Source organism: Cobetia sp. UCD-24C, from assembly GCF_001306765.1.
Lineage (GTDB): Bacteria > Pseudomonadota > Gammaproteobacteria > Pseudomonadales > Halomonadaceae > Cobetia > Cobetia amphilecti.
On record NZ_LJTD01000006.1, the window covers coordinates 34,681 to 56,947 of the forward strand.

The 22,267-nt window shown below is 62.5% G+C and carries 17 protein-coding genes and 1 tRNA gene; 5 read left to right on the plus strand and 13 right to left on the minus strand.

The features are described from left to right. Positions 1–89 precede the first annotated feature (89 nt). The 6 genes from AOG28_RS09950 to glnA all read right to left on the minus strand — a co-directional run bounded on the left by AOG28_RS09950 (position 90) and on the right by glnA (position 9,036). Positions 90–1,841, minus strand: a complete 1,752-nt coding sequence (locus AOG28_RS09950) for a BCCT family transporter (protein WP_054556332.1) — start codon at positions 1,839–1,841, stop codon at positions 90–92. Between the two features lie 415 nt (positions 1,842–2,256). Then, the gene (locus AOG28_RS09955) at positions 2,257–3,594 is read right to left on the minus strand and encodes a deoxyguanosinetriphosphate triphosphohydrolase (protein WP_043335753.1); all 1,338 of its coding nucleotides are present in this window, start codon (positions 3,592–3,594) and stop codon (positions 2,257–2,259) included. A gap of 130 nt (positions 3,595–3,724) precedes the next feature. After that, entirely contained in the window at positions 3,725–5,134 is a 1,410-nt protein-coding gene (gene ntrC / locus AOG28_RS09960; protein WP_043335756.1) for a nitrogen regulation protein NR(I), read from the minus strand. Next, on the minus strand, positions 5,131–6,225 hold the full coding sequence (glnL, locus tag AOG28_RS09965; RefSeq protein WP_264158090.1) for a nitrogen regulation protein NR(II): 1,095 nt from the start codon (positions 6,223–6,225) through the stop codon (positions 5,131–5,133). The genes ntrC and glnL overlap by 4 nt, the downstream gene beginning before the upstream one ends. A gap of 262 nt (positions 6,226–6,487) precedes the next feature. Continuing rightward, on the minus strand, positions 6,488–7,180 hold the full coding sequence (locus AOG28_RS09970; protein WP_054556333.1) for a DUF4124 domain-containing protein: 693 nt from the start codon (positions 7,178–7,180) through the stop codon (positions 6,488–6,490). Between the two features lie 449 nt (positions 7,181–7,629). Then, positions 7,630–9,036 (minus strand): glutamate--ammonia ligase, encoded by a 1,407-nt coding sequence (gene glnA, locus AOG28_RS09975; RefSeq protein ID WP_043335758.1) that lies wholly within the window; start codon positions 9,034–9,036, stop codon positions 7,630–7,632. A 642-nt stretch (positions 9,037–9,678) separates the two neighbouring features. Here glnA and typA point away from each other — a divergent pair. From typA to rnk, 3 genes are all read left to right on the plus strand, one after another. Then, the gene (gene typA, locus AOG28_RS09980) at positions 9,679–11,487 is read left to right on the plus strand and encodes a translational GTPase TypA (RefSeq protein WP_043335760.1); all 1,809 of its coding nucleotides are present in this window, start codon (positions 9,679–9,681) and stop codon (positions 11,485–11,487) included. 650 nt (positions 11,488–12,137) lie between these two features. Continuing rightward, complete coding sequence (locus AOG28_RS09985; protein WP_043331776.1) at positions 12,138–13,028, plus strand: WYL domain-containing protein; 891 nt, start codon at positions 12,138–12,140, stop codon at positions 13,026–13,028. A gap of 187 nt (positions 13,029–13,215) precedes the next feature. Next, entirely contained in the window at positions 13,216–13,629 is a 414-nt protein-coding gene (rnk, locus tag AOG28_RS09990) for a nucleoside diphosphate kinase regulator (RefSeq protein ID WP_043331775.1), read from the plus strand. Between the two features lie 6 nt (positions 13,630–13,635). Here rnk and AOG28_RS09995 read toward each other — a convergent pair whose 3' ends face one another. Together AOG28_RS09995 and AOG28_RS10000 are read right to left on the minus strand one after the other, a co-directional pair. Then, the gene (locus AOG28_RS09995) at positions 13,636–15,141 is read right to left on the minus strand and encodes a coniferyl aldehyde dehydrogenase (RefSeq protein ID WP_054556334.1); all 1,506 of its coding nucleotides are present in this window, start codon (positions 15,139–15,141) and stop codon (positions 13,636–13,638) included. Between the two features lie 364 nt (positions 15,142–15,505). Continuing rightward, a tRNA-Arg gene (locus AOG28_RS10000) sits at positions 15,506–15,582 on the minus strand. 144 nt (positions 15,583–15,726) lie between these two features. On the opposite strand from AOG28_RS10000, the gene AOG28_RS10005 reads away from it, so the two are divergent. Then, positions 15,727–16,221 carry a c-type cytochrome gene (locus AOG28_RS10005; RefSeq protein WP_082388674.1) on the plus strand — a complete coding sequence of 165 codons (495 nt, stop codon included), beginning with the start codon at positions 15,727–15,729 and terminating at the stop codon, positions 16,219–16,221. A gap of 30 nt (positions 16,222–16,251) precedes the next feature. On the opposite strand, the gene rep is transcribed toward AOG28_RS10005, so the two are convergent. The 4 genes from rep to pyrE all read right to left on the minus strand — a co-directional run bounded on the left by rep (position 16,252) and on the right by pyrE (position 20,341). After that, positions 16,252–18,333 (minus strand): DNA helicase Rep, encoded by a 2,082-nt coding sequence (gene rep, locus AOG28_RS10010; RefSeq protein WP_054556336.1) that lies wholly within the window; start codon positions 18,331–18,333, stop codon positions 16,252–16,254. Between the two features lie 99 nt (positions 18,334–18,432). Beyond that, positions 18,433–18,906 (minus strand): tRNA (uridine(34)/cytosine(34)/5-carboxymethylaminomethyluridine(34)-2'-O)-methyltransferase TrmL, encoded by a 474-nt coding sequence (gene trmL / locus AOG28_RS10015; protein ID WP_054556337.1) that lies wholly within the window; start codon positions 18,904–18,906, stop codon positions 18,433–18,435. A gap of 144 nt (positions 18,907–19,050) precedes the next feature. After that, positions 19,051–19,611 carry a YfaZ family outer membrane protein gene (locus AOG28_RS10020; protein WP_054556338.1) on the minus strand — a complete coding sequence of 187 codons (561 nt, stop codon included), beginning with the start codon at positions 19,609–19,611 and terminating at the stop codon, positions 19,051–19,053. A gap of 55 nt (positions 19,612–19,666) precedes the next feature. Continuing rightward, entirely contained in the window at positions 19,667–20,341 is a 675-nt protein-coding gene (gene pyrE / locus AOG28_RS10025; protein WP_054556339.1) for an orotate phosphoribosyltransferase, read from the minus strand. Positions 20,342–20,427: 86 nt separating this feature from the next. Here pyrE and AOG28_RS10030 point away from each other — a divergent pair, with 86 nt between their 5' ends. Then, positions 20,428–21,195 (plus strand): exodeoxyribonuclease III, encoded by a 768-nt coding sequence (locus AOG28_RS10030; RefSeq protein ID WP_043331765.1) that lies wholly within the window; start codon positions 20,428–20,430, stop codon positions 21,193–21,195. Positions 21,196–21,421: 226 nt separating this feature from the next. On the opposite strand, the gene rph is transcribed toward AOG28_RS10030, so the two are convergent. Beyond that, positions 21,422–22,168 (minus strand): ribonuclease PH, encoded by a 747-nt coding sequence (rph, locus tag AOG28_RS10035; protein WP_043331764.1) that lies wholly within the window; start codon positions 22,166–22,168, stop codon positions 21,422–21,424. Positions 22,169–22,267 lie beyond the last annotated feature (99 nt).

Here is a 22,267-nt window from a genome sequence, read left to right on the forward strand (position 1 = left end):
TTGCCTGCCCTGAACGACAAGACGCCGCCCAATGGGCGGCGTCTTGTCGTCTGGTACTGGCCGTTCAACCGGCCAGGCGGCTCATCTCCTCAAAGGCGTGAGGGACGGCTGTGCGGGTCGCCTTCGATATGATCCTTGGGCGGGTCCTGCACCGGCTTGCCGGCGGCGGGAATGTCATCTTCCGGCAGATCCCATGAGCCCTCTTCCGTCCAGGGGTCATCTGCCGGGAATTCCTCGATGTTGATTTCCTTGACCGTGTAATCCGGCTGGTAGCGCAGGTCATAGTGCGCGGCACGCACGATGGAGATGCACAGCATCAAGGCCACTGCCAATAGCGGCACACCCCCGATGATGGAGGCCGTCTGCAGGGTCTCCAGCCCGCCGATGAACATCAGCACGATGGGCATGAACGACAGGGCGAAGGCCCAGAACAGGCGGTTCCAGCGCATCGGCTCTTCATCGACTTCCTTCTGGACCACAGCGGCCAGAATGTAGGAGATGGAGTCGAAGGTGGTCGCGGTGAAGATCAGCGCCAGCAGCGTGAAGGCGAAGATCACCACGTAGTCCAGCGGCAGCGTGTGCAGCATCGCGAAGATGGCTGCGGTCGGGCTCTGGTCATTGAGGATGGTGACCACGTCCAGCTCACCGGACAGCTGCAGGTAGAGGCCGTAGTTGCCCATCACCATGAAGAACAGGAAGCAGCCCATGGTGCCGAAGAACATCGAACCGGCGACCATGGCGCGGATGGTGCGGCCCCGCGAGATACGCGCGATGAACAGCCCCACGCTGGGCGCGAACACCAGCCACCAGGCCCAGTAGAAGATGGTCCAGTCCTGCGGGAAGTGCGTGTCCTCGAAGCCCTTGAACTCGGCGAACGGTTCAAGCCAGGTGGCCATGTGGATCAGATTGCTCATCACGCGGCCCAGCGCATCCAGGCCGGTATTGGCCATGAACAGGGTCGGCCCCGCGATGAAGATGAACAGCAACAGGCCGACCGCCAGCCAGAAGTTGATGTCTGACAGCAGCTTGATGCCCTTCTTGAGGCCCACGTAGGCGCTGTAGCCGAACAGGGCGGTACACACCAGCAACACCACGATCTGCGTGGTCAGCGACTTGGGCACCCCGAACAGCTCGTGCACCCCCTCGTTGATCATCGGTGCCGCCAGACCCAGGGTGGTCGCACCGCCGCCCAGCATGCCGAAGATGAAGCTGATATCGATCAGCTTGCCCAGCCAGCCATGTGCCAGCTTTTCACCCAGCACCGGCATCAGCGCCTCGGAAATCTTCAGCACGCTGTGGTGACGCACGTAGTAGAAATAGGCGATCGGCACGGCGGGAATCAGGTAGATCGCCCATGCCAGCGGGCCCCAGTGGAAGATGCCGTAGGCCGCGGCCCATTCCGCTGCCTCCGGTGTCTGGCCTTCCACATGGAACGGGGGCGACTGGTAGTAGTAGACCCACTCGATCATCGACCAGTACAGGATGGAGGCCCCGATCCCGGCACAGAACAGCATCGCCGCCCACGACACGATGGAGAATTCGGGCTTCTCCTCGGCATCACCGAGCTTTATCTGACCGATGTCGCTGAAGATGATGTAGATCATGAAGCCGCCGGCCCCCACGCCGAGCAGCAGATAGAGCACACCGAGCTTGCTGGTGACGAAGTTCTTGGCCGCCGATACCCACATCGCGCCCTGCTCGGGGAAGATGACCAGGGGCAGCGTCACTGCCAACAGCAGGAAGATCGAGCCGAAGAAGGTCGGCTTGTCGATCATGTCGAAGGGCTTTTCCGGCCGATCCCCCGCCGCCCTGGCGGATACCTTTCGGGTTTCCTTGCTCATATATAAGCCTCATTTATCGTTATTGCTATGCATGATAACAGCTTATCATGAGTGATTGCGATACATGCATCCCCACTGCGTACAATCCTAGTACAACGATCCAAGCGCCTACGTAAAGTTAATTTAACGCAAGCAAGTCATTTATTAGCGCATGGCAGGCCTTGGCGTTCAGGCCAAGGGAAGAGCAGGAAGCACGACGACAGGGCTGGCAGCGACAGGCAAATCAGCAGGGAAGACACAGCCAGAACAGGCAGCGCAGAGGTGGGCAGCCACAGAGGGGTAAGACGCAGGGAAGGCGCAGCAAAGGCAGCAGATGTCAGACCGGAGAGCAGGCATCCACCAGGGAACGGCACCGTTGCCGTTCCCTGGTGGGTGTAATCAGGCTTGAGATGATCGGGCTGATGGCGCCTCGGGCTCAGTCGCCGCGCAGGCGCCCGCCCATCTCCTGGGCGAGATCCACCGCGAAGTGGTCCGTCATGCCGCCGATGAAGTCGAGCATGCGCCGATAGCTGCGGTAGAGATCCCAGTCCTTGGTCGGCGTGTTCTCGCCGATCAATGCCAGCACACGTTGATGCTTGAAGCTGGAGCGCCCCTTGGTATGCAGCTCATGCGCAGCGCCGATGAAGGCCTCGAGCAGGATGCCCAGCGTGGTGTAGGCGCCGATCTCCAGCTTGGCCTTGCGCTCGTTGCGGAAGATCTTCTGGCGCGCCAGATTCTTGGCTTCCCGCACGCCCCAGCCGAGGTCGGGGTGGCACAGGTCGAGCAGGTCTTCACTGAGCGTGCCGGCCAGCAGTTCCGTCTCGCGCTGCACGAAAGCCTCGGCGACATCATTGACGGCACGCTCCATCGCGGCACCTCTCAGTGCCGCCACCTTGCGCCGCTGGGAGGTGCCGCGGGCGACCATCTCCTGGTATTCGCGCGGCTCGCCACCGCTGATGCCGGTAAGAATCTCGAACACTTCCTCGAACTGCAGGATGCCCATCTCGAGGCCATCTTCCAGGTCCAGCAGCGCATAACAGATGTCATCGGCGGCCTCGACCAGCCACGCCAGCGGGTGACGGCACCAGCGGCCATCGGCCCGCGCCAGCAACCCGCAGCGCTCGGCGACCTGATCCAGCAGCACGCGCTCGCTCTGATAGCAGCCGAACTTGCCGCCCGCCGTGGCGTGCTCCACCGTCCACGGGTACTTGAGCAGCGTGCCCAGCGTCGCTGCCGTCAGGCGCATGCCGCCATGGAACTGGTTGTATTCGATCTGGGTAACGATGCGAAAGCCCTGGGCATTGCCTTCGTAGGTGAGCAGGTCCTCGCGCTCGGCATCGCTCAGCCCGGCCAGCCGACCGTGATCACTGGCGGCCTCGGCGGCGAACCAGTCGCGGATGGCGTACTCCCCGGCGTGGCCGAAGGGCGGGTTGCCGATGTCATGCCCCAGGCAGCCGGTCTGGACGATGACGCCGAGATCCGACGGTGTGATCCAGTCGGGCAACTGCTCCTTGAGCTTCTCGCCGACCATCATGCCCAGCGAGCGACCGACACAGCCGACCTCCAGCGAGTGGGTCAGCCGCGTGTGGATGTGGTCGTTGTCGGTCAGCGGGTGGACCTGGGTCTTGCGCCCCAGGCGACGGAAGGAGCCCGCGAACACGATGCGGTCGTGGTCCTTGTGGAAGGGAGTCCGCCCCATCTCACGCGATACGGTGCCCGGTGCGTCATGCAGGCGACTCGGTTCCAGCAGTCGCTCCCAGCTCATCGATGACATCAGGCAACTCCTTGGCAGGCGCCGAGCACTGGCGCCTGCGAGCAGATAACAGGTGAATGACGCGCATAAAAAAAGAGAACAGGGATTGTGGCACCCTGTTCTCCTTGTCTCCAGCCCGCTCAGGCCTTCCTCAGTCCTCGGCCAGCGCCGGCAGCAGCACCTTGAGCTTGCGGGTCAGGGTGTTGCGCCCCCAGCCCAGCAGCTCGGCGGCTTCACCCTTGCGGCCACCGGTATGCTTGAGGGCTGTCTCGATCAGGATGCGCTCGAAATCGGGCACCGCCTCTTCCAGCAGATGGGTGTGGCCGGCGGCGAGTGCGCGGTCCGCCCACTCGCGGAAGGCACCACGCCAATCGCCGGAGGCTGCCTCGGTGCCGCTGGCATCGCGCAGCTCCGGCGGCAGGTCCTCGATCATCACTTCACGCCCCGAGGCCATCACCGTCAGCCAGCGACAGGTGTTCTCGAGCTGGCGCACGTTGCCCGGCCAGTCGAAGCGCGTCAGGTGTTTCTCCGCGGCCTCCGTCAGCACCTTGGGCTCGGTCGACAGCTCACGCGCGGCCTCGCCCAGGAAGTGGCTCATCAGGCGCGGAATGTCTTCGCGGCGCTCCGACAGGCGCGGCAGATGCACGCGAATCACGTTGAGGCGGTGGAAGAGATCCTCACGGAAACGCCCATCCTCGACCAGCTTTTCCAGGTGCTGGTGCGTCGCGGCGATGATGCGCACGTCGACCTTGACCGGCGTGATGCCACCGACACGATAGAATTCGCCATCGGCCAGCACGCGCAGCAGGCGGGTCTGGGTCTCGGCGGGCATGTCACCGATCTCATCGAGGAACAGCGTGCCGCCATCGGCCTGCTCGAAGCGCCCGCGGCGCAGCGCCGTGGCGCCGGTGAAGGCGCCCTTCTCGTGGCCGAACAGCTCCGATTCCATCAGGTCCTTGGGAATCGCCGCCATGTTGAGCGCGATGAACGGCTTGGCGGCGCGCGGCGAGTGCTGATGCAGCGCCTGGGCCACGCGCTCCTTGCCGGTACCGGACTCGCCGTTGATCAAGACGGTGATATGCGACTGTGACAGGCGGCCGATGGCGCGAAAGACTTCCTGCATCGCCGGCGCTTCACCGATGATTTCCTTGGTCAGCCCTTCCGGCACGGCGGCGGGCGCCTTGGATTCACGGGCATGCGCCACGGCGCGCCGTACCAATGCCAGCGCTTCATCGACATCGAACGGCTTGGGCAGGTATTCGAAGGCGCCGCCCTGATAGGAGGCCACGGCGCTGTCGAGGTCGGAATGCGCCGTCATCACGATGACGGGCAGGTCCGGGTACTTCTCGCGCACGCGCGCCATCAGGTCGAGACCATCGGTTCCGGGCATGCGGATATCGGTGATCAGGACATCCGGGCACTGACGCATGATGCTGGCTTCGGCCTGATCGGCACGCTCGAAGGTTTCCACCTCGAGGTCGGGTTGTGCCAGAGCGCGCTCCAGCACCCAGCGAATGGCACGGTCGTCATCGACGATACAGACGCGGGCAGTCTCGCTCATGTGTGATCTCCAGAAGTGCCGGCTAGCGGAATGAGTAATCGGAATTCGGTATGGCCGGGGCGCGAGTCACACTCGATCAACCCCTGATGCTGGTGCAGGATGCCCTGGGCGATCGACAGCCCGAGCCCTGAGCCTTCGGCGCGCCCCGAGACCATCGGGTAGAACAGCGTCTCGCGCAGGCTCTCCGGTATGCCGGGGCCGTTGTCGATGATCGCCAGCTCGCAGACCAGCCGGTGGCGCTCATGGCCCAGCGTGAACTGCCGGCGAGCGCGGGTCCGCAACGTGATCTCGTAGGGAGCGGCGTCAGGCTGCGGTGAATCGGGCTGTGGCTGCTCATTGAGGGCCTGGGTGGCATTGCGCGCGATGTTGAGCACCGCCTGGATCAGCTGACCTTCGTCGCCGATCACCTCCGGCAGGCTCGGGTCGTAGTCGGCGCTCAAGGTGATGGCGCTGCCTTCCGCCTGCAGCAAGGCCCGCACCCGCTCGGTCACCGCATGCACATTGACCGGCGCCTGCAACGGCGGCCGGTTCGGCCCAAGCATGCGATCGACCAGATCACGCAGACGGTCCACCTCCTCGATGATGATGCGCGTGAACTCCACCATCTGCGGTTCGGGCAAGTCACGTTCGAGCAGCTGGGCGGCGCCACGAATGCCGCCGAGCGGATTCTTGACCTCGTGCGCCAGACCACGCGTCAGCACCTTGACCGCCTCCTGACGGGCGATCAGCGCTTCTTCGCGCGAGATCTGCATCAGGCGGTCACGCGGTTCTATCTCGACCAGCAGTTCATTGGCGCTGATGGGCGTCGCGGTGAAATCCACCGTCAGCGCTTCATTGGCCGCGTTGATGATCTCGGCCTCACGCTGGGTGTAGGGGTGCTGTTCCTCCAGCGCCTTGCGCAGCACATTGATCAGGGTGTCATCCAGCCCGGTCATGTTGTCGGGCGTACTGCCCTTCACACGCACCAAACTCACCGCCAGCAGCGTCTCCGCGGCGGGATTCATCCAGACCATCTGCAGCTGTGAGTCCAGCACCACCACGGCAGTGTTCAGGTGTTCGAGCAGTCGTTGATGCATGGGTTTGTTCGCCATCTGCAGTACGTCTCCCTGTTCTGCAATAACCGCGCCAGTCTGGTGCAGGCACCGAGAACACGGCGTCCGATGCTGTGCAACCATTTCTGGCCCCTCACATTGGCACCAAAATGGTGCAGACGAAAAATCGCGCTCGAACTCGCGTTGCCTCGCTTCACCGCCAGGCGGCCCGACATCGACTGTCCCAGACACGAAAAAGCCGCCCGAAGGCGGCCTGTCAGCGAAGGAGAAACGCGCGAAGAAAAAGGCCGCCCAGACGCTGCTAGCCACCGCCAGCATTGGCAGGGTTGTTGGGGTTGCGAGGCAGATTGACGCTGGCGCGCTGCACATAGACCACCTTCGGCTCGCTGGTCTGGCGCACGCGGCCGGTGGAATCCAGCAACTCCGCCTGGATGACATGCTTGCCACGCTCCAGCGCCGGCACCATGAAGACGGTGCTGTGCATGGCGGATTGAGACGGTGCGCCGTCCACGGTCACGCGCACCTTGTCTTCCGGGCGTAGCTTGGGCTCGATCCCCAGGCGCACCGCCAGATTGCCCGCCTGCCCGGTCTGCAGCGTTTCCTCGTTGGACGGGCTCTGGATGGTAAAGGTGGTATAGCCACGGAAGGCCACATCCACCGCAGGCGCCCGGGTGCGGGTGCTCTCGCTGGATGAGGAAGAACTCACGCGCGACGGCGTGCTGCGCCGCGGCGGCAGGGATTCCGTCGACGGCACCACGCTGAGCGGCGTCAGCTGCACCTTGCTGCCGCCCGCAGGCTGATCACTGAAGACGACGTTGCCGTTGGCATCGACGTGACGATAGACCTGGGCCGCCTGTAGATCGAACGACAGGCTCGACAGCATCAGCGTCGCTGCCAGCAGCAGGCACTGCAGTGGCTCGGGGCGCGCTGCTGGCAGTGCACGCGAGTCAGTCGCGGGGTTCGCGACGCGCAGGGAGGATACGAAGGGCCACATCCGAAGATTCCTGAAGAGAGTCATGGGAGGCCAGAAGCCGCAGGCAGCTCCAGCGGGTTGGGTCTATCGACAGGCGATCCTGCTGCCTGATGACAAGGCTAACAAGTTACAAAGCTTACCGCGTTGATGCCAGCATTTGGGGCCTTCGACAAGACGCCTGTGTGCATTGACTGTCACGCAAGGCTACCACCGCGCCCTGCAGGTCTGTCATCAGCATGGCCGATCTCAGGGAAAAGGATCAGGGGCAGAGCAAATGATCAGAGCAAAGAGATAGAACGAAGCAGGGCCATAATGAAAAACAGGGCCACACCTGTCGGTGTGGCCCTGCTGTCGTCATCGTCCGTGGATGGCCTTCACCGGGAAGGCACTCCGTCAGATGGCGTGACTAGCGAATGTCTGCCTCAACCTCTGCAGCGCTTGGACGCTGCAGTACTTGGGCGCTGTAGCACTTAGACACTGTAATACATGTCGAATTCGAGCGGGTGAGTCGCCATGCGCAGGCGCTGGACGTCTTCGCCCTTCAGCTCGAGGTAGGCATCGATCATGTCGTCGGTGAAGACGCCGCCCTGGGTCAGGAACTCACGATCGCCGTCCAGCGCGGTCAGGGCCTGTTCGAGGCTCTCGGCCACGGTCGGGATGGACTTGGCTTCTTCGGCCGGCAGGTCGTAGAGGTTCTTGTCCATCGCGTCGCCCGGGTGGATCTTGTTCTTGATACCGTCGATACCGGCCATCAGCATCGCGGAGAACGCCAGGTACGGGTTGGCCGTCGGATCCGGGAAACGCGCCTCGACACGCTTGCCTTTCGGGCTGGCGGTGTACGGGATACGGATGGAAGCGGAACGGTTGCGGGCAGAGTAGGCCAGCATGACCGGCGCTTCGAAGCCCGGCACCAGACGCTTGTAGGAGTTGGTGGACGCATTGGTGAAGGCATTCAGGGCACGAGCGTGCTTGATGATGCCGCCAATGTAGTAGAGGGCCATTTCGGACAGACCCGCGTACTCGTCACCAGCGAACTGGTTGTCGCCATCCTTCCAGAAGGACTGGTGAACGTGCATGCCGGAACCGTTGTCACCGACCAGCGGCTTGGGCATGAAGGTCGCGGACTTGCCGTAGGCGTGAGCCACGTTGTGGATCACGTACTTGAGTTCCTGAACCTCATCGGCCTTCTTGACCAGGGTGTTGAACTTGACACCGATCTCGTTCTGGCCGGCGTTCGCCACTTCGTGGTGGTGAACTTCGACTTCCTGACCGATGGCTTCCAGGGTGTTGCACATGGCAGCACGGATATCGTGGAAGCTGTCGATCGGCGGGACCGGGAAGTAGCCGCCCTTCAGACGCGGACGGTGACCCAGGTTGCCGCCTTCCGGCGTGGAATCGGTCGCCCAGGCACCTTCTTCGGAAGAGATCTTGAACATGGAACCGTTCATCTCGTTCTTCCAGTGCACTTCGTCGAAGATGAAGAATTCCGGCTCCGGACCGAAGAAGGCGGTGTCGCCCAGACCGGTGGACTTCAGGAATTCCTCGGCGCGCTTGGCGACGGAACGCGGGTCGCGCTCATAGCCCTGCATGGTGGCCGGCTCGATGACGTCGCAACGCAGCACCAGGGTGGTGTCTTCGGTGAACGGGTCGAGGAAGGCAGTGCCGTCGTCCGGCATCAGGATCATGTCGGATTCGTTGATGCCCTTCCAACCTTCAATGGAGGAACCATCGAACATCTGGCCGTTCTCGAAGAATTCCTCATCCACTGTACGCGCCGGGATGGAGACGTGCTGCTCCTTGCCCTTGGTGTCGGTGAAGCGCAGATCAACCCACTTGACTTCGTGTTCTTCAATCAGGGCAAGTGTCTTCTCAGCCATGGTAATTCTCCGATGGAGCCGGCGGCTCTGGTTACAGTTGGTGTCAGCGTTGTCTGGGGTTATTGCTCTATTTTGTAAGCCTTTTCTCTCATGGTCGGCGTCGTTATGCCAGCCATCAGACAGGATGCTCTAACAATGCAGCGAGCGTGCCAGAATGGCGCACGCCGCACCGCTCATTTCAGTAAGCTCATGAATATGCTGAAAAAAAACATCACCATCTTCATGCATGCAGCACGAAAACCCGACCAAAGATGGGCCGACAAGGTGCAAAAATTCTTGCCGCGCAGTGCAGATTCATCATTTGAGTGCACCAAAAAACGCCGCTGCTCCACATTGGTGCAAAACGCTGAATCCCGGGGATTTCTCCGCTCACACCCGATGATCACGTCAGCATCACATTGCGGTCATTTCTTTCTTTCATCCTCATGTTTGCCTCGACTCACAAGTTTTTTTCATCCGCGACAAGGGCGCGGAAAAGACTTGAGAGACAACCATTTGGGCACTTCAGGCCAATTGAAGGCACTCGCTGACTCGCCTCGTGAATGCACGATGCTGGCAGGAGGCATGCCATGCCCCCTATAATGCGCCCCAAATCACAAGCGCCCGGTACGCGAGCGCCCATTTTCCGCACAGGTTCCCGTCGTGATCGAGAAACTTCGCAACATAGCCATCATCGCCCACGTTGACCACGGTAAAACTACCCTGGTCGACAAGCTCCTGAGTCAGTCTGGCACCCTGGACCGCAAGGCCGAGGGTCAGGAACGCATCATGGATTCCAACGACCAGGAAAAAGAGCGCGGCATCACCATTCTCGCGAAGAACACCGCGATCCAGTGGAATGACTACCACATCAACATCGTGGATACCCCTGGGCACGCTGACTTCGGTGGCGAAGTCGAGCGCGTGATGTCCATGGTCGATTCCGTGCTGCTGCTGGTCGATGCCGTCGATGGCCCGATGCCGCAGACTCGCTTCGTGACCCAGAAGGCATTCGCCCAGGGCCTGAAGCCGATCGTCGTCGTCAACAAGATCGACCGTCCGGGCTCTCGTCCTGACTGGGTCGTTGACCAGATCTTCGATCTGTTCGACAACCTGGGCGCGACTGACGAGCAGCTCGACTTCCCGATCATCTACTGCTCTGCCCTCAACGGCATTGCCGGTATGGATCCGGAAGACCTGAAAGACACCATGGATCCGATGTTCCAGTCCATCGTCGACATCGTCGAGCCGCCGAAGGTCGAGCTGGACGGTCCGTTCCAGATGCAGATCTCCGCACTGGACTACAACAGCTACGTCGGCGTCATCGGTCTGGGTCGCATCAAGCGCGGCGCCGTCAGCCCGGGTCAGCAGGTTTCCATCATCACCAAGGAAGGCGCTGTCCGTAAGGGCAAGATCGGCCAGGTCATGACTCACATGGGTCTGGACCGCGTGCAGACCGACAAGGCGACTGCCGGCGACATCGTCTGCATCACCGGTATCGAGAACCTCGCGATCTCCGACACCATCTGCGACACCGCCACTGTCGAGGCGCTGCCGCCGCTGACCGTCGATGAGCCGACCGTCTCCATGACCTTCCAGGTCAATGACTCTCCGTTCGCCGGTCAGGACGGCAAGTTCGTCACTAGCCGCAACATCCGTGAGCGTCTGGACCAGGAACTGATCCACAACGTCGCACTGCGCGTCGAACAGGGCGAGACTCCGGAGAAATTCGTCGTCTCCGGTCGTGGTGAGCTTCACCTCTCCGTTCTGATCGAATCCATGCGTCGTGAAGGCTTCGAGCTGGCCGTGGGCCGTCCGGAAGTCATCATCAAGGAAATCGACGGCAAGAAGCAGGAGCCGTACGAAGAAGTCATCATCGACTGTGAAGAGCAGCACCAGGGCTCCATCATGGAAGAGCTGGGCTACCGCAAGGGCGAGCTGACCAACATGAACCCGGATGGCAAGGGTCGTGTGCGTCTGGACTTCATCATCCCGTCTCGCGGTCTGATCGGCTTCCGTGGTCAGTTCCTGACCCTGACCTCCGGTACCGGCATCCTGACCAGCCGCTTCGATCACTACGGTGATCTGAAGGAAGGCGCGGGTGTCGAGCGTCGCAACGGCGTCATGATCTCCATGGTGCCGGGCAAGGCGCTGTCCTACGCCCTGTACACTCTGCAGGAACGTGGCAAGCTGATCATCGGTCACGGTACCGAAGTCTATGAAGGCATGCTGGTCGGTATCCACAACCGCGCCAACGACCTGGTCGTGAACCCGACCAAGGCCAAGAAGCTCGATAACATGCGTTCTACCGGCAACGATGAAAACATCGTGCTGACGCCGCCGATTCGCTTCACCCTGGAACAGGCGATCGAGTTCCTGGATTCCGATGAGCTGGTGGAAGTCACTCCGCTGCACATCCGTATCCGCAAGAAGTACCTGAAAGAGAACGAGCGCAAGCGCGCCAGCAAGTAAGCTGGCCCAGCCAGCCTCCTGCCTGATGGCAGGGGGCATCGTGCTCAAACGCAAAAGACCCGCCAACTCGGCGGGTCTTTTGCGTTTGAGCACTTTTCGCTGTTGCCGCAAAGGGCAGCATGACCATCTCTCTAATACTTATGAATGTCATTGCAGGAAGTGCGTCGCTATTAGGGCTCGCAGAATAAGGGAACTTTGCGCGATACCTTGGCCTGAGGCATCTCTAACACTTAAATGAGGGTTATATGAGGCATATTCGTGTTGCGCATATAGCGTCTTCATTCAGAGCATGCCACACGCGGCCAACGCCCCTGCGCAACGTAATATCTTGATCTATTGATAGCGCGCAATCACACGTCACCGAGCGAGGATAAATCGTCGAATTCTAATGATGCGTCGCGTTTGGACGACGCAAAAACGAGACGTCGATGCGCAGTCACTAGGGTCAACGCAACGGAGCAGGTATCTTCTGCCGGAGCTTTCTTTATGCATATCCTGCAGTTAACGAAGACTTGTTCGCCACACGCCACCCGGAGCAGGGTCCTCTTACCGATCCTCGTGAGCACTCGCCATGTGTCGCCATTGCCAAGCCCGGTGTGTGCAATGCGTCACGAATACGCTCCAGAAGACCCGTATGAAAGGATTCAGCAATGAGCATCAAGCAACGCCTCGAAGTCCTGCCATGGGACACGCTGGCGCGTTACCGCCTGATCGAGATCATCGCCTTGTGGGAGGGGCGAGTCACTTCGCGCCATCTGGGCAACGCCTTCGGTATCGCCAGACAGCAAGCCTCGCGCGTCATGAAGACCTACCGCGAGACGGTCGCCGAGAACAATCTCGAGTATGACCCCGTCATCAAGGGCTACCGTCCGTCGGCGAATTTCTGCCCCATGCTGACGCGGGGTGAGGTCGATGAATACCTGCAATTGCTGGGCAATCACGACAATCTGAATCCGCATTTCACCGGGTTGGGGCTAGGCCAGGCAAACACCGAGGCCCTGCGCCTGCCGTCACGCAGCGCCAGTCCGCCGGTGGTCAGGGCCTTGATCGAAGCCGCCAGTCAGGGCGCACGCCTCGAGGTGACCTATGCCTCTCTCAACTCTCCCCAGGGGGAGGAGCGCATCCTGTGTCCGCATACGCTGGTCTACGCCGCTGGCCGCTGGCATGTGCGCGCCTTCTGCGAGAAGAACCGGGCTTTTCGTGACTTCGTGCTGTCTCGATTCCGCGCGGTGCCGGAGCTGTTCGGTGAAGCCCTCGAGGGCAGCCAGCGCGAGTGCGATGAAGGCTGGGAGACGCGCGTCACCTTGAAACTGGGCGCCGACCCGCGCCTGACGCCCGCCGAGCGCGGCCTGATAGAGCAGGACCACGGCATGGTGGATGGCGAGCTGCACCTGCCGACACGCGGCGCTCTGGTGCAGTACGTCCTGCGCGAGCTGGGCATCAATCCGGACCATCTGGAAGAGTCTCCGCGCGCCCAGCAGCTGGTCGTGCTCAATCGCGACGAGATCACTGACTGGCTGTTCGTCAGCTCCAGCGCCTGACGCGGGAGTGAGCGGGTCTGTCCTCGCGCTGACCTCAGTTGCCTGAATGGGCTATCCATCGCCGAGCGAAGTTTATATGATGACTTCTGCACACAGTCCTTCGCCCTTCCCGGCGGAGGGCTGTTTTTTTGGTGTCCCGCAAGGCCTTGCTCGCAAGGGGCTGACACCACGACTGACAGGAGGTCTCATGGCCACACTTCCCTCGATCATCATCAATCGTCTGGACGCCGAACGCCTCGAGCGCCTGATTGATCGCGTTGCCGCCGCCGACCGTCAGGTGGCAGAACAGCTTGAGGATGAGCTGGAGCGCGGCGAGGTCGTCGAGCCTCACGAGGTGCCCGCCGATATCGTCAGCATGAACAGCCGCGTGGAGTTCACGGACCTGACTCGCCAGCAGACTCTGGTGCGTACGCTGGTCTATCCGCATGCGTTGCCCGACCAGCAGGATGGCCTGTCGGTGCTGGCGCCACTGGGGGCTGCCCTGCTCGGCCTCAAGGTCGGCAGCCTCATCGAGTGGCGGCTGCCGGATGGCAGCCTGCACGAGGTGCGTATCGAGGCGCTGCATTACCAGCCGGAAAGTGCCGGCGACCTGCACCGCTGACGGCGCCTAGCGCATCAGCAGGCGGCGGATAAGACCATGGATGGCGCGCGCTGTCGGCCCGTCGGCATAGGGCGGATACATCAGTCGCGCGCCATTCATGCGCCCCTTGGCGAAGATTCCCTTGGCCTTGCTGAGCGTCTGGAAGCCTTCCTTGCCATGATAATGGCCCATCCCCGACGGCCCGATACCGCCGAACGGCATGTCATCCTGCGCCACATGCAGCAGGGTGTCGTTCAGGCACATTCCGCCTGCATGCGTGCCTTCGGTGACCCGCTGCTGTTCATGCTTGTCGTGGCCGAAGTAATAAAGTGCCAGCGGCCGGGGTCGAGCGTTCACATAGGCCATCGCGACGGATAGCGTATCCGCCGGTGCCTCCAGCAGCGTGTCCTTCGCACCCGTCTCGCCCTCCGCCTCATCCGTTGCCCCCGGGTCCGCCAGGCCGACGATCGGCAGCAGCGGGCCGAAGATTTCCTCCTGCATCACGCGCATCTCATCCGTCACATCGAGCAACGCCAGCGGCGGCATCAGACGCTTCTCGACCAGCTCCGGGTCATTCCAGTCGGGGCTATCGACCAGAGGCCTGAGTGTCGCGCCCTTCGCCAGGGCATCCTCGAGCACCTCTCGCAAGCGCTGGTACTGACGCTGATTGATGATGCGCGAATAGTCCTGCGTCTCGCAGAAGCGCGGATAGAAGCGCTGGAAGGCCTCGCCCAGTGCCGTGACCAGCAGCGGGACCTGGTCCTCACTGCACAGCACGTAGTCCGGCGCGACGCAGGTCTGGCCGGCGTTCATGCCCTTGCCGAAAGCCAGCCGCCCCGCCGCTTCACGACACTGCGCCTCATCCGCCATCAGCTCACGCGACATGATCACCGGCGACTTGCCGCCCAGCTCCAGCGTCACGGGGGTCAGGTTGTCCGCCGCGGCGCGCATCACATGCTTGCCGACCGCCGTGCTGCCGGTGAACAGCAGATGGTCGAAGGGCAAGGCCGAGAAGGCCGCCGCCACATCGGCCTCACCGATCACCACGGCCACCTGCACCTCATCGAAGGCATCGAGCAGCATCACGCGCAGCGCCTCGGCGGTCTCGGGGGTGAACTCGCTCATCTTGATCATCACCCGATTGCCGGCACTCAGGGCGCTGATCAAGGGGCCGATCGCCAGATAGAGGGGATAGTTCCAGGGCACGATGATGCCGACCACGCCCAGCGGCTGATAGACGACACGCGCAGAGGCCGGCTGGAAGGCAGCGCTGACATGACGCTTGGAGGGCTTCATCCAGCCCTTCAGGTGACGGCGTGCATGACGAATGCCTTCGTAGCTCGGCACCAGTTCGGCCAGACGCGTCTCATGGGCGCTGCGGTGGCCGAAATCGGCGCTGATCGCCGCGATCAAGGCCTCCTCGTGTGACTTGAGCGCATCACGCAGCGAGGTCAGCCAGGCCTGGCGCTCGTCGGCACTGGGCATCGGCGACAGGCCGTAGGCGGCGCGCTGGTCTTCCAGCAGCGCCTGCATGCGCGTGATTTCCCGAGTGGCAGTCTCGCTGCTCTCATTAGACGAGGTAGCAGATTCAGCTGAGGTAGCAGACTCAGGCGAAGCAGGATCAACAGGGGCGGCAGTCGTCATGAGAACATCCAGTGAGGGCCGGCGAGGCCGGCAGCGAAGGCAGACAGCCACGAGTATGGCGTACCAGGCGACAGCGACCGGCGCGAGCAGAAGCGCCGGCGTGGCTCACTCCGTTTTAGAACACTCGTTTGATGACGTCAAAGAAAGTCGCCTGCGCCGCTGCCGCACGCCGCGATGCAAAAAGCCCCCGCACCGTGAGGTACGAGGGCTTTTCGGGTGTCGACCGGCGATGGCGCCGGTGACGGGAATTCGTTGGCGCGCCCAGCAGGATTTGAACCTGCGACCCCTGCCTTCGGAGGGCAGTACTCTATCCAGCTGAGCTATGGGCGCGCATGCCAGGGTTGCAGTGAACCGAGGCGCGCTTATGGTAACGTCTTGATTCTACGATGTCGAGATATCCCGCCAGCCACGCGGTTGCTGCGCCTCCGGCGAGCGCTATACTGGCTCGATACACAGCCCCAAAAGGTGCACGCCATGCAAGCTCGCCGGCCAGCTGCTTTTCCCCTCAAGCGCTCTTCCCTGTCACTCTCATTGAGCGCGATGCTGTTCAGCGTGCTTGTCAGCGCATCCGCGCAGGCCGCAGACAACTCCCGCGAGGCGATTGCCGAGCGACTCAAGCCGGTGGGCGAGCTATGCGTGAAGGGCGATGCCTGCGCCGGTGATGGCTCGGCAGCGAGCTCGCCGCCGGCGGACAGCGGCGCTGGCGGGCAAGCCAGTGCCGCCAGCGCGATAGACGGCGAGAAGGTCTACGGTGGCATCTGCATGGCCTGTCACACCACTGGCGCCGCCGGTGCCCCGCGCCTGGGCGAGGCCGGCGACTGGGAAGGCCGTCTCTCCAAGGGCGACGAGACGCTCTACACCCACGCCATCGAAGGCTTCAATGCCATGCCGGCCAAGGGCGGCAACCCGGCGCTTTCCGATGAGGAAGTGAAGGCCGCGGTGGATTACCTGCTCGATTCCGTGCGCTGAGTCTCAGCGCACAGTACCCGACAATAAACATCAGCCCAGCAGCGAACGCAGGCCCGCGATGGCATCCCGCCCGCGGGCCACTTTCTTCTCCTGATCCTGCGGCTTGTCGGCCCGCCCTTCCCACTCGAGGTCTTCAGGCGGCAGCTCATCCAGGAAGCGGCTCGGCACGCAGTCCATCATCTCGCCGTAGGTCTTGCGCTGGCGCGCCAGCGTCAGCACCAATGTACGGCGGGCACGAGTGATGCCCACGTAGGCGAGGCGGCGCTCCTCCTCTACCGTGTCCATCTCGATGGAGTTGCGGTGCGGCAGCAGGTCTTCCTCCAGCCCCAGCACGTAGACATGCGGAAACTCCAGGCCCTTGGAGGCATGCAACGTCAGCAGCTGCACGCGGTCGGAGTCATCTTCCTCGGCCTGCTGCTCGAGAATGTCGCGCAGCACCAGGCGTGAGATGGCCGCCGCGACATCGCCGGTCTCGGTATCGCCGATCATCGCCTCGCTGCCCTCCAGCTCCTCCACCTCTTCCTGTGGATTGCCGCTGATCGACTTCTCGAGCTGATCGACCAGAATCCAGACGTTGGCCATGCGCCGCTCGGCGATCTTGGGCGCACTGGCGTTCTGATACAGCCAGCCTTCGTAATCCACCTCGCGGAACAGCTCGCGGATCGCGCTGATCGACTGGCCGGCATCCATCTCGCGGCGCACACGGTCCAGCGTGTGGGTGAAGCGGCCGAGGCGGTCCAGCGCACGCTCGCTCAGCTGCTCGCGCAGGCCCATCTCGCTGCAGGCGGCGTAGAGCGACACGCCACGCCCGGTGGCGTAGTTGGCCAGCTTCTCCAGCGTGCCCGGCCCGACTTCCCGCCGCGGCACATTGACGATACGCAGGAAGGCGTTGTCGTCCGCCGGATTGATCAGCAGACGCAGGTAGGCCATCGCGTCCTTGATCTCGTTGCGCCCGAAGAAGGAGGTGCCGCCGGAGAGCTTGTAGGGAATCTGGTAGTGCTGCAGCTTCAGCTCCAGCAGGCGCGCCTGGAAGTTGCCACGATAGAGCACCGCGAAGTCACGCCATTCGGCGCCTTCCTTGATGCGCCGCGTGAGGATCTCGCCCGCCACACGCTCGGCCTCGGCCTCTTCGTTGCGATTCATGATGATACGGATCGGGTCGCCATCGCCCATCTGCGACCACAGCGTCTTGTCGTAGACGTGGGGATTGTTGGCGATCAGGGTGTTCGCCGCGCGCAGGATGATGCCGGTGGAGCGATAGTTCTGCTCCAGCTTGATCAGGTTCAGGCGCGGGAAGTCCTCACCGAGGGTGACGAGGTTCTCCGGGCGCGCGCCGCGCCAGGCGTAGATCGACTGGTCATCGTCGCCCACTACCGTGAAGGTCTGGCGCTCCTGCATCAGCATCTTCACCAGCAGGTACTGGCTGATGTTGGTGTCCTGATACTCATCGACCAGCATGTAGTGGATGCGCCGCTGCCAGCGCGCCAGCACCTCGGGGTGATCACGGAACAGCACCACCGGCAGCAGGATCAGGTCATCGAAGTCGACCGCGTTGTAGGCCTTGAGGTGCCGGTTGTAGGCCTCGTAGATCACCGCGGCGTACTGGGCGTCTTCGTCCTCGGCATGCGACAGCGCCGCCCCGGGCAGGATCAGGTCATTCTTCCAGGTGGAGATCTGACTCTGCACCGCGTTGATCTGCTCGGCGTCGGTGTCGGCTTCCTTGTGCATCAGCTCCTTGATCAACACCTTGGCGTCATCGGTGTCGAAGAGCGAGAAGCCCGGCTTGTAGCCCAGCGTCTTCAGCTCGCCGCGGATGATGGTCAGGCCGAGGGTGTGGAAGGTCGAGACGATCAGCCCGTGGCCCTCGCGGCCCTTGAGCATCTTGCCGACACGCTCCTTCATCTCGCGCGCCGCCTTGTTGGTGAAGGTCACGGCGGCGATGTTGCGTGCCTTCATGCCGCACTCCTGCACCAGATAGGCGATCTTGGTCGTGATCACGCTGGTCTTGCCTGATCCGGCACCGGCCAGTACCAGACAGGGGCCATCGATGGCGCGCACGGCTTCCTGCTGGCGGGGGTTGAGCTTGGCGAGGCGATCACGGATCTCGGTCATCACGGTGTCCTGCTGGGCGAAGAAAGGGAGCGGAAATGCATCTCACGCGGGCGATGGTCGGTCAATCGAGGCCTGGCCGATCAATCGAGCGCTGGCCGATCAATCGAGAATTGCGGCGCCGGCGAAATCGAGCTGACGCCAGCTTTCATAGACGACCACGGCGACGGCATTCGACAGGTTCATGCTGCGGCTGTCGGCCAGCATCGGCAGGCGCAACACCTGCTCGCGGGGCAGGCTGTCGAGCATCGCCTGTGGCAGACCGCGTGTCTCGGGGCCGAATACCAGCGCATCACCGGCCTGGAAGCTGGCCTCATGCGGCGCGGTGCGACCGCGCGTCGAGAGCGCGAAGACCCGCGAAGGTTTCACGCTCGCCACGAAGTCATCGAGACTGGCATGGCGCTGCACACGTGCCCACTCATGATAATCGAGACCGGCACGGCGCAGCCGCTTGTCGTCCAGCTCGAACCCCAACGGCTCGATCAGATGCAGGCGGTAACCGGTATTGGCACACAGCCGGATGATGTTGCCGGTATTGGGCGGAATCTCGGGCTGATAGAGCACGATATCGAGCATGAGCAGACTCGCGGCAGAAGGCGAAAACAGGGGGCTGGCCGGCGATGCTCACCTGGCCATGACAACGCAAAGCGGGCCCCGAAGGGCCCGCCATCTTACCGCAATGCGTGACTCACGCGGAGCACGCGTTGCCGAGAACCCGCCTCAGAACTGCAGACGCATGCCGACCAGCGGGCCAGAATCCAGCGTGCGTTCGTCACGGTTCTCGAAGTCGGCCTTCACCTTGCGGTAGCCGACATAGCCTTCGACGTTGTCGATGACCTGATACCGTGCGCGCAGGCCGTATTCGTAGCTGTGCTCGAGGTCGCTGCTGGTCGCGACGTCCGGGGTCACGTAGCCGTAGCCACCCAGCGAGACGCGCGGTGCGCCCGGCAGGTAATAGTAGCCGTAGCCGCCGAGGCCCAGACCGCCGCCGTCACCGTGGTCGGTGTCGTACTGGCTCCAGCGTGCGCCGAGGCCCACGTCGTATTCGCTGGTGCGCTCGGTGCCCAGCAGCTGGACGTGACCGGCCGTGACGTCGTCGTGGTCATCGCTGGACAGGATACCGCCGCCGAGCTGGACGCCATTGCCGATCTCGCCATTGATTTCGCCCTGAACGGCTTCAGTATTCAGGTTGAGGTCAGCGTTGCCGGCCATGGCCGGGGCGGACAGACTGGCAGCGAGGATGGCTGCCGAAAGGCCGAGAATGTTACGGTGAGCTGTCATGTATGCACCTCTGTACGTGACTGGGAAGGTAATGCTGCGCGGGTCATGAACGCTCTCAGGCGCCCTGGAGACCGTATTGCGCACGGTAGTCGCGAATCGCGACCGCATGCCCAGACAGTTCCTGCTGTGCGTATTGTTCCAGATATTCGAGCACCTGGTCGAGCGTCACGATACTGACCACGGGCATGGAGAAACGTGCCTCCACTTCCTGAATGGCGCTGTTCGCCTTCAGGCCTCCCTGACCATCGGGAGCGCGCTCCTGACGGTCCAGTGCGATCACGACACCCGCCGCCTTGGCACTCTCGACGTGGATGATCTCCATCACTTCGCCGATGGCGGTGCCGGCGGTGATGACATCGTCGATGATCATCACGCGGCCTTCGAGGGGCGCGCCGACCAACGAGCCCCCTTCACCGTGGGTCTTGGCTTCCTTGCGATTGAAGGTGAACGGCATGTCACGATCATGATGATCAGCCAGCGCCACGGCCGTCACGGCACCCAGCGGGATACCCTTGTACGCCGGGCCGAACAGCACATCGGCCTCCAGGCCTGATTCGACGATGGCACGCGCATAGAAGCGTCCCAGACGCGCCAGGGCCTGTCCGGAGCGGAATAGACCAGCATTGAAGAAGTAGGGGCTCACCCGCCCGGACTTGAGCGTAAACTCGCCAAACCGCAGCACGTCCTGCTCGATGGCAAACTCAATGAACTCCCGCTGGTAGTCCTGCATCCGATATCACCTTTGAATTCGTTAGCCATTTACCAAATCGTCTAAAGCTCGGGTATCATACAGGCGCGACGAACCAGGGACCACGTATGAAAATCGCTACAGTTAACGTCAATGGTATTCGAGAAGCGGTCAGCCGCGGCTTCCTCGACTGGCTTGCCAGTCAGGACGCCGACGTCGTCTGCATCCAGAACCTCAAGGCCAAGAGCTTCGAGCTCGACGACAGCATCCTCTACCCGGAAGGGTACGAAGGCTACTTCCTGGACGCCGAAAAAGACGGCTTCTCAGGGGTTGGCCTCTATTGCCGCCAGATCCCCAAGGCCATCATGTATGGACTGGGCTTCGAGCAGTGCGATAACGAAGGCCGCTACCTGCAGGCCGATTACGACCGCTTCAGCATCTGCTCTTTCCTGATGCCTGACGGAAGTGATCCGGCTGCCAAGGGCGCCTTCATGGAGCAGTATCAGGAATACCTCAGCAAGCTGCGCCGCAAGCGTCGTGATTACATGATCTGCGGCACCTGGCATGTGGCCCACAAGACTGTCGACCTCGCCAACTGGTCCGACAATCAGATGACGCCGGGCTTCAAGCCGGAAGAACGCGCATGGATGGATCAGGTCTTCGGCCCGATCGGCTTCATCGACGCCTTCCGCGAAGTCAACCGCGATGCCGACCAGTACTCCTGGTGGCCAGCGCTGGACAGTGACCAGCCGCGCGCCCGTCAAGAAGGCTGGCGCCTCGACTATCAGGTCATCGACCCGAACCTGCGTCGTCACATCAAGGACGCCTGGATCGACACCGATGCCACCTTCAGCGAGTTCGCACCGGTCATCGTCGAGTACGACCTCGAGCTGTGATGCACGCTGTCACCCCTTGAGCGTTCGGCCTCGGGCCACCCTGCCAGTCGCATGATGTGCCTTCGGGCACTGACGAAAACGCCCCCATCGCGCAAGCGGTGGGGGCGTTTTCTGTCTGGCATCAAGCGCTCATGACATGACACTCACGACACAGCACTCATGACATGACACTCACGACACAGCACTCATGACATGGCACTCATGACACAGCGCCGTGTCGCAGAACTCAGGCGTCGGCCGGCATGCCGAGTGCGGCGCGCTGCGCGGCGAACAGCTGCTCACCGGTACGCTCTGCGAGATCCAGCAGGGCATTGAGCTCGGCGCGATCGAAGGCCGCGCCTTCGGCCGTGCCCTGCACCTCGATCAGCCCCTTGCCTTCCGCCATCACGACATTCATGTCGGTATCGGCCTTGCTGTCTTCCGGGTAGTCGAGATCGGTGACCGGCACACCCTTGTAGATGCCGACCGACACGGCGCTGACCAGACTCACCAGCGGGTCGGTCTTGATCTTGCGCTCACGCTGCAGGCCCTGCAGCGCATCGACCAGTGCCACACAGCCACCGGTGATCGCCGCGGTACGCGTGCCGCCATCGGCCTGCAGCACATCGCAATCGATGGTGATGGTGTATTCGCCCAGCTTCTTGAGATCTACCGCAGCGCGCAGCGCACGGCCGATCAGACGCTGGATCTCCACCGTGCGGCCACCCTGCTTACCACGCGCCGCTTCACGATCATTACGGGTATGGGTCGCACGCGGCAGCATGCCGTACTCGGCGGTCAGCCAGCCCTTGCCGGAACCGCGCAGCCAGCGCGGCACGCCCGCCACGACAGAGGCGGTGCACAGCACGCGGGTCTCCCCGAACTCCACCAGCACCGAACCCTCGGCGTGACGAGTGAACTCACGGGTCAGGCGGATCTCGCGCGGCTGCTCCGGGGTACGGCCACTGGGACGGGTCACGTTGGCTTCGCTCATGGGGATTCCTTGTTGCAGTATTCGGGAGGCCAGAGTCTACACGCCGCAGCCACGGGCGACGACCTTCGCGCCGCGCGGGCCAGACCTGCTCCTGATCAC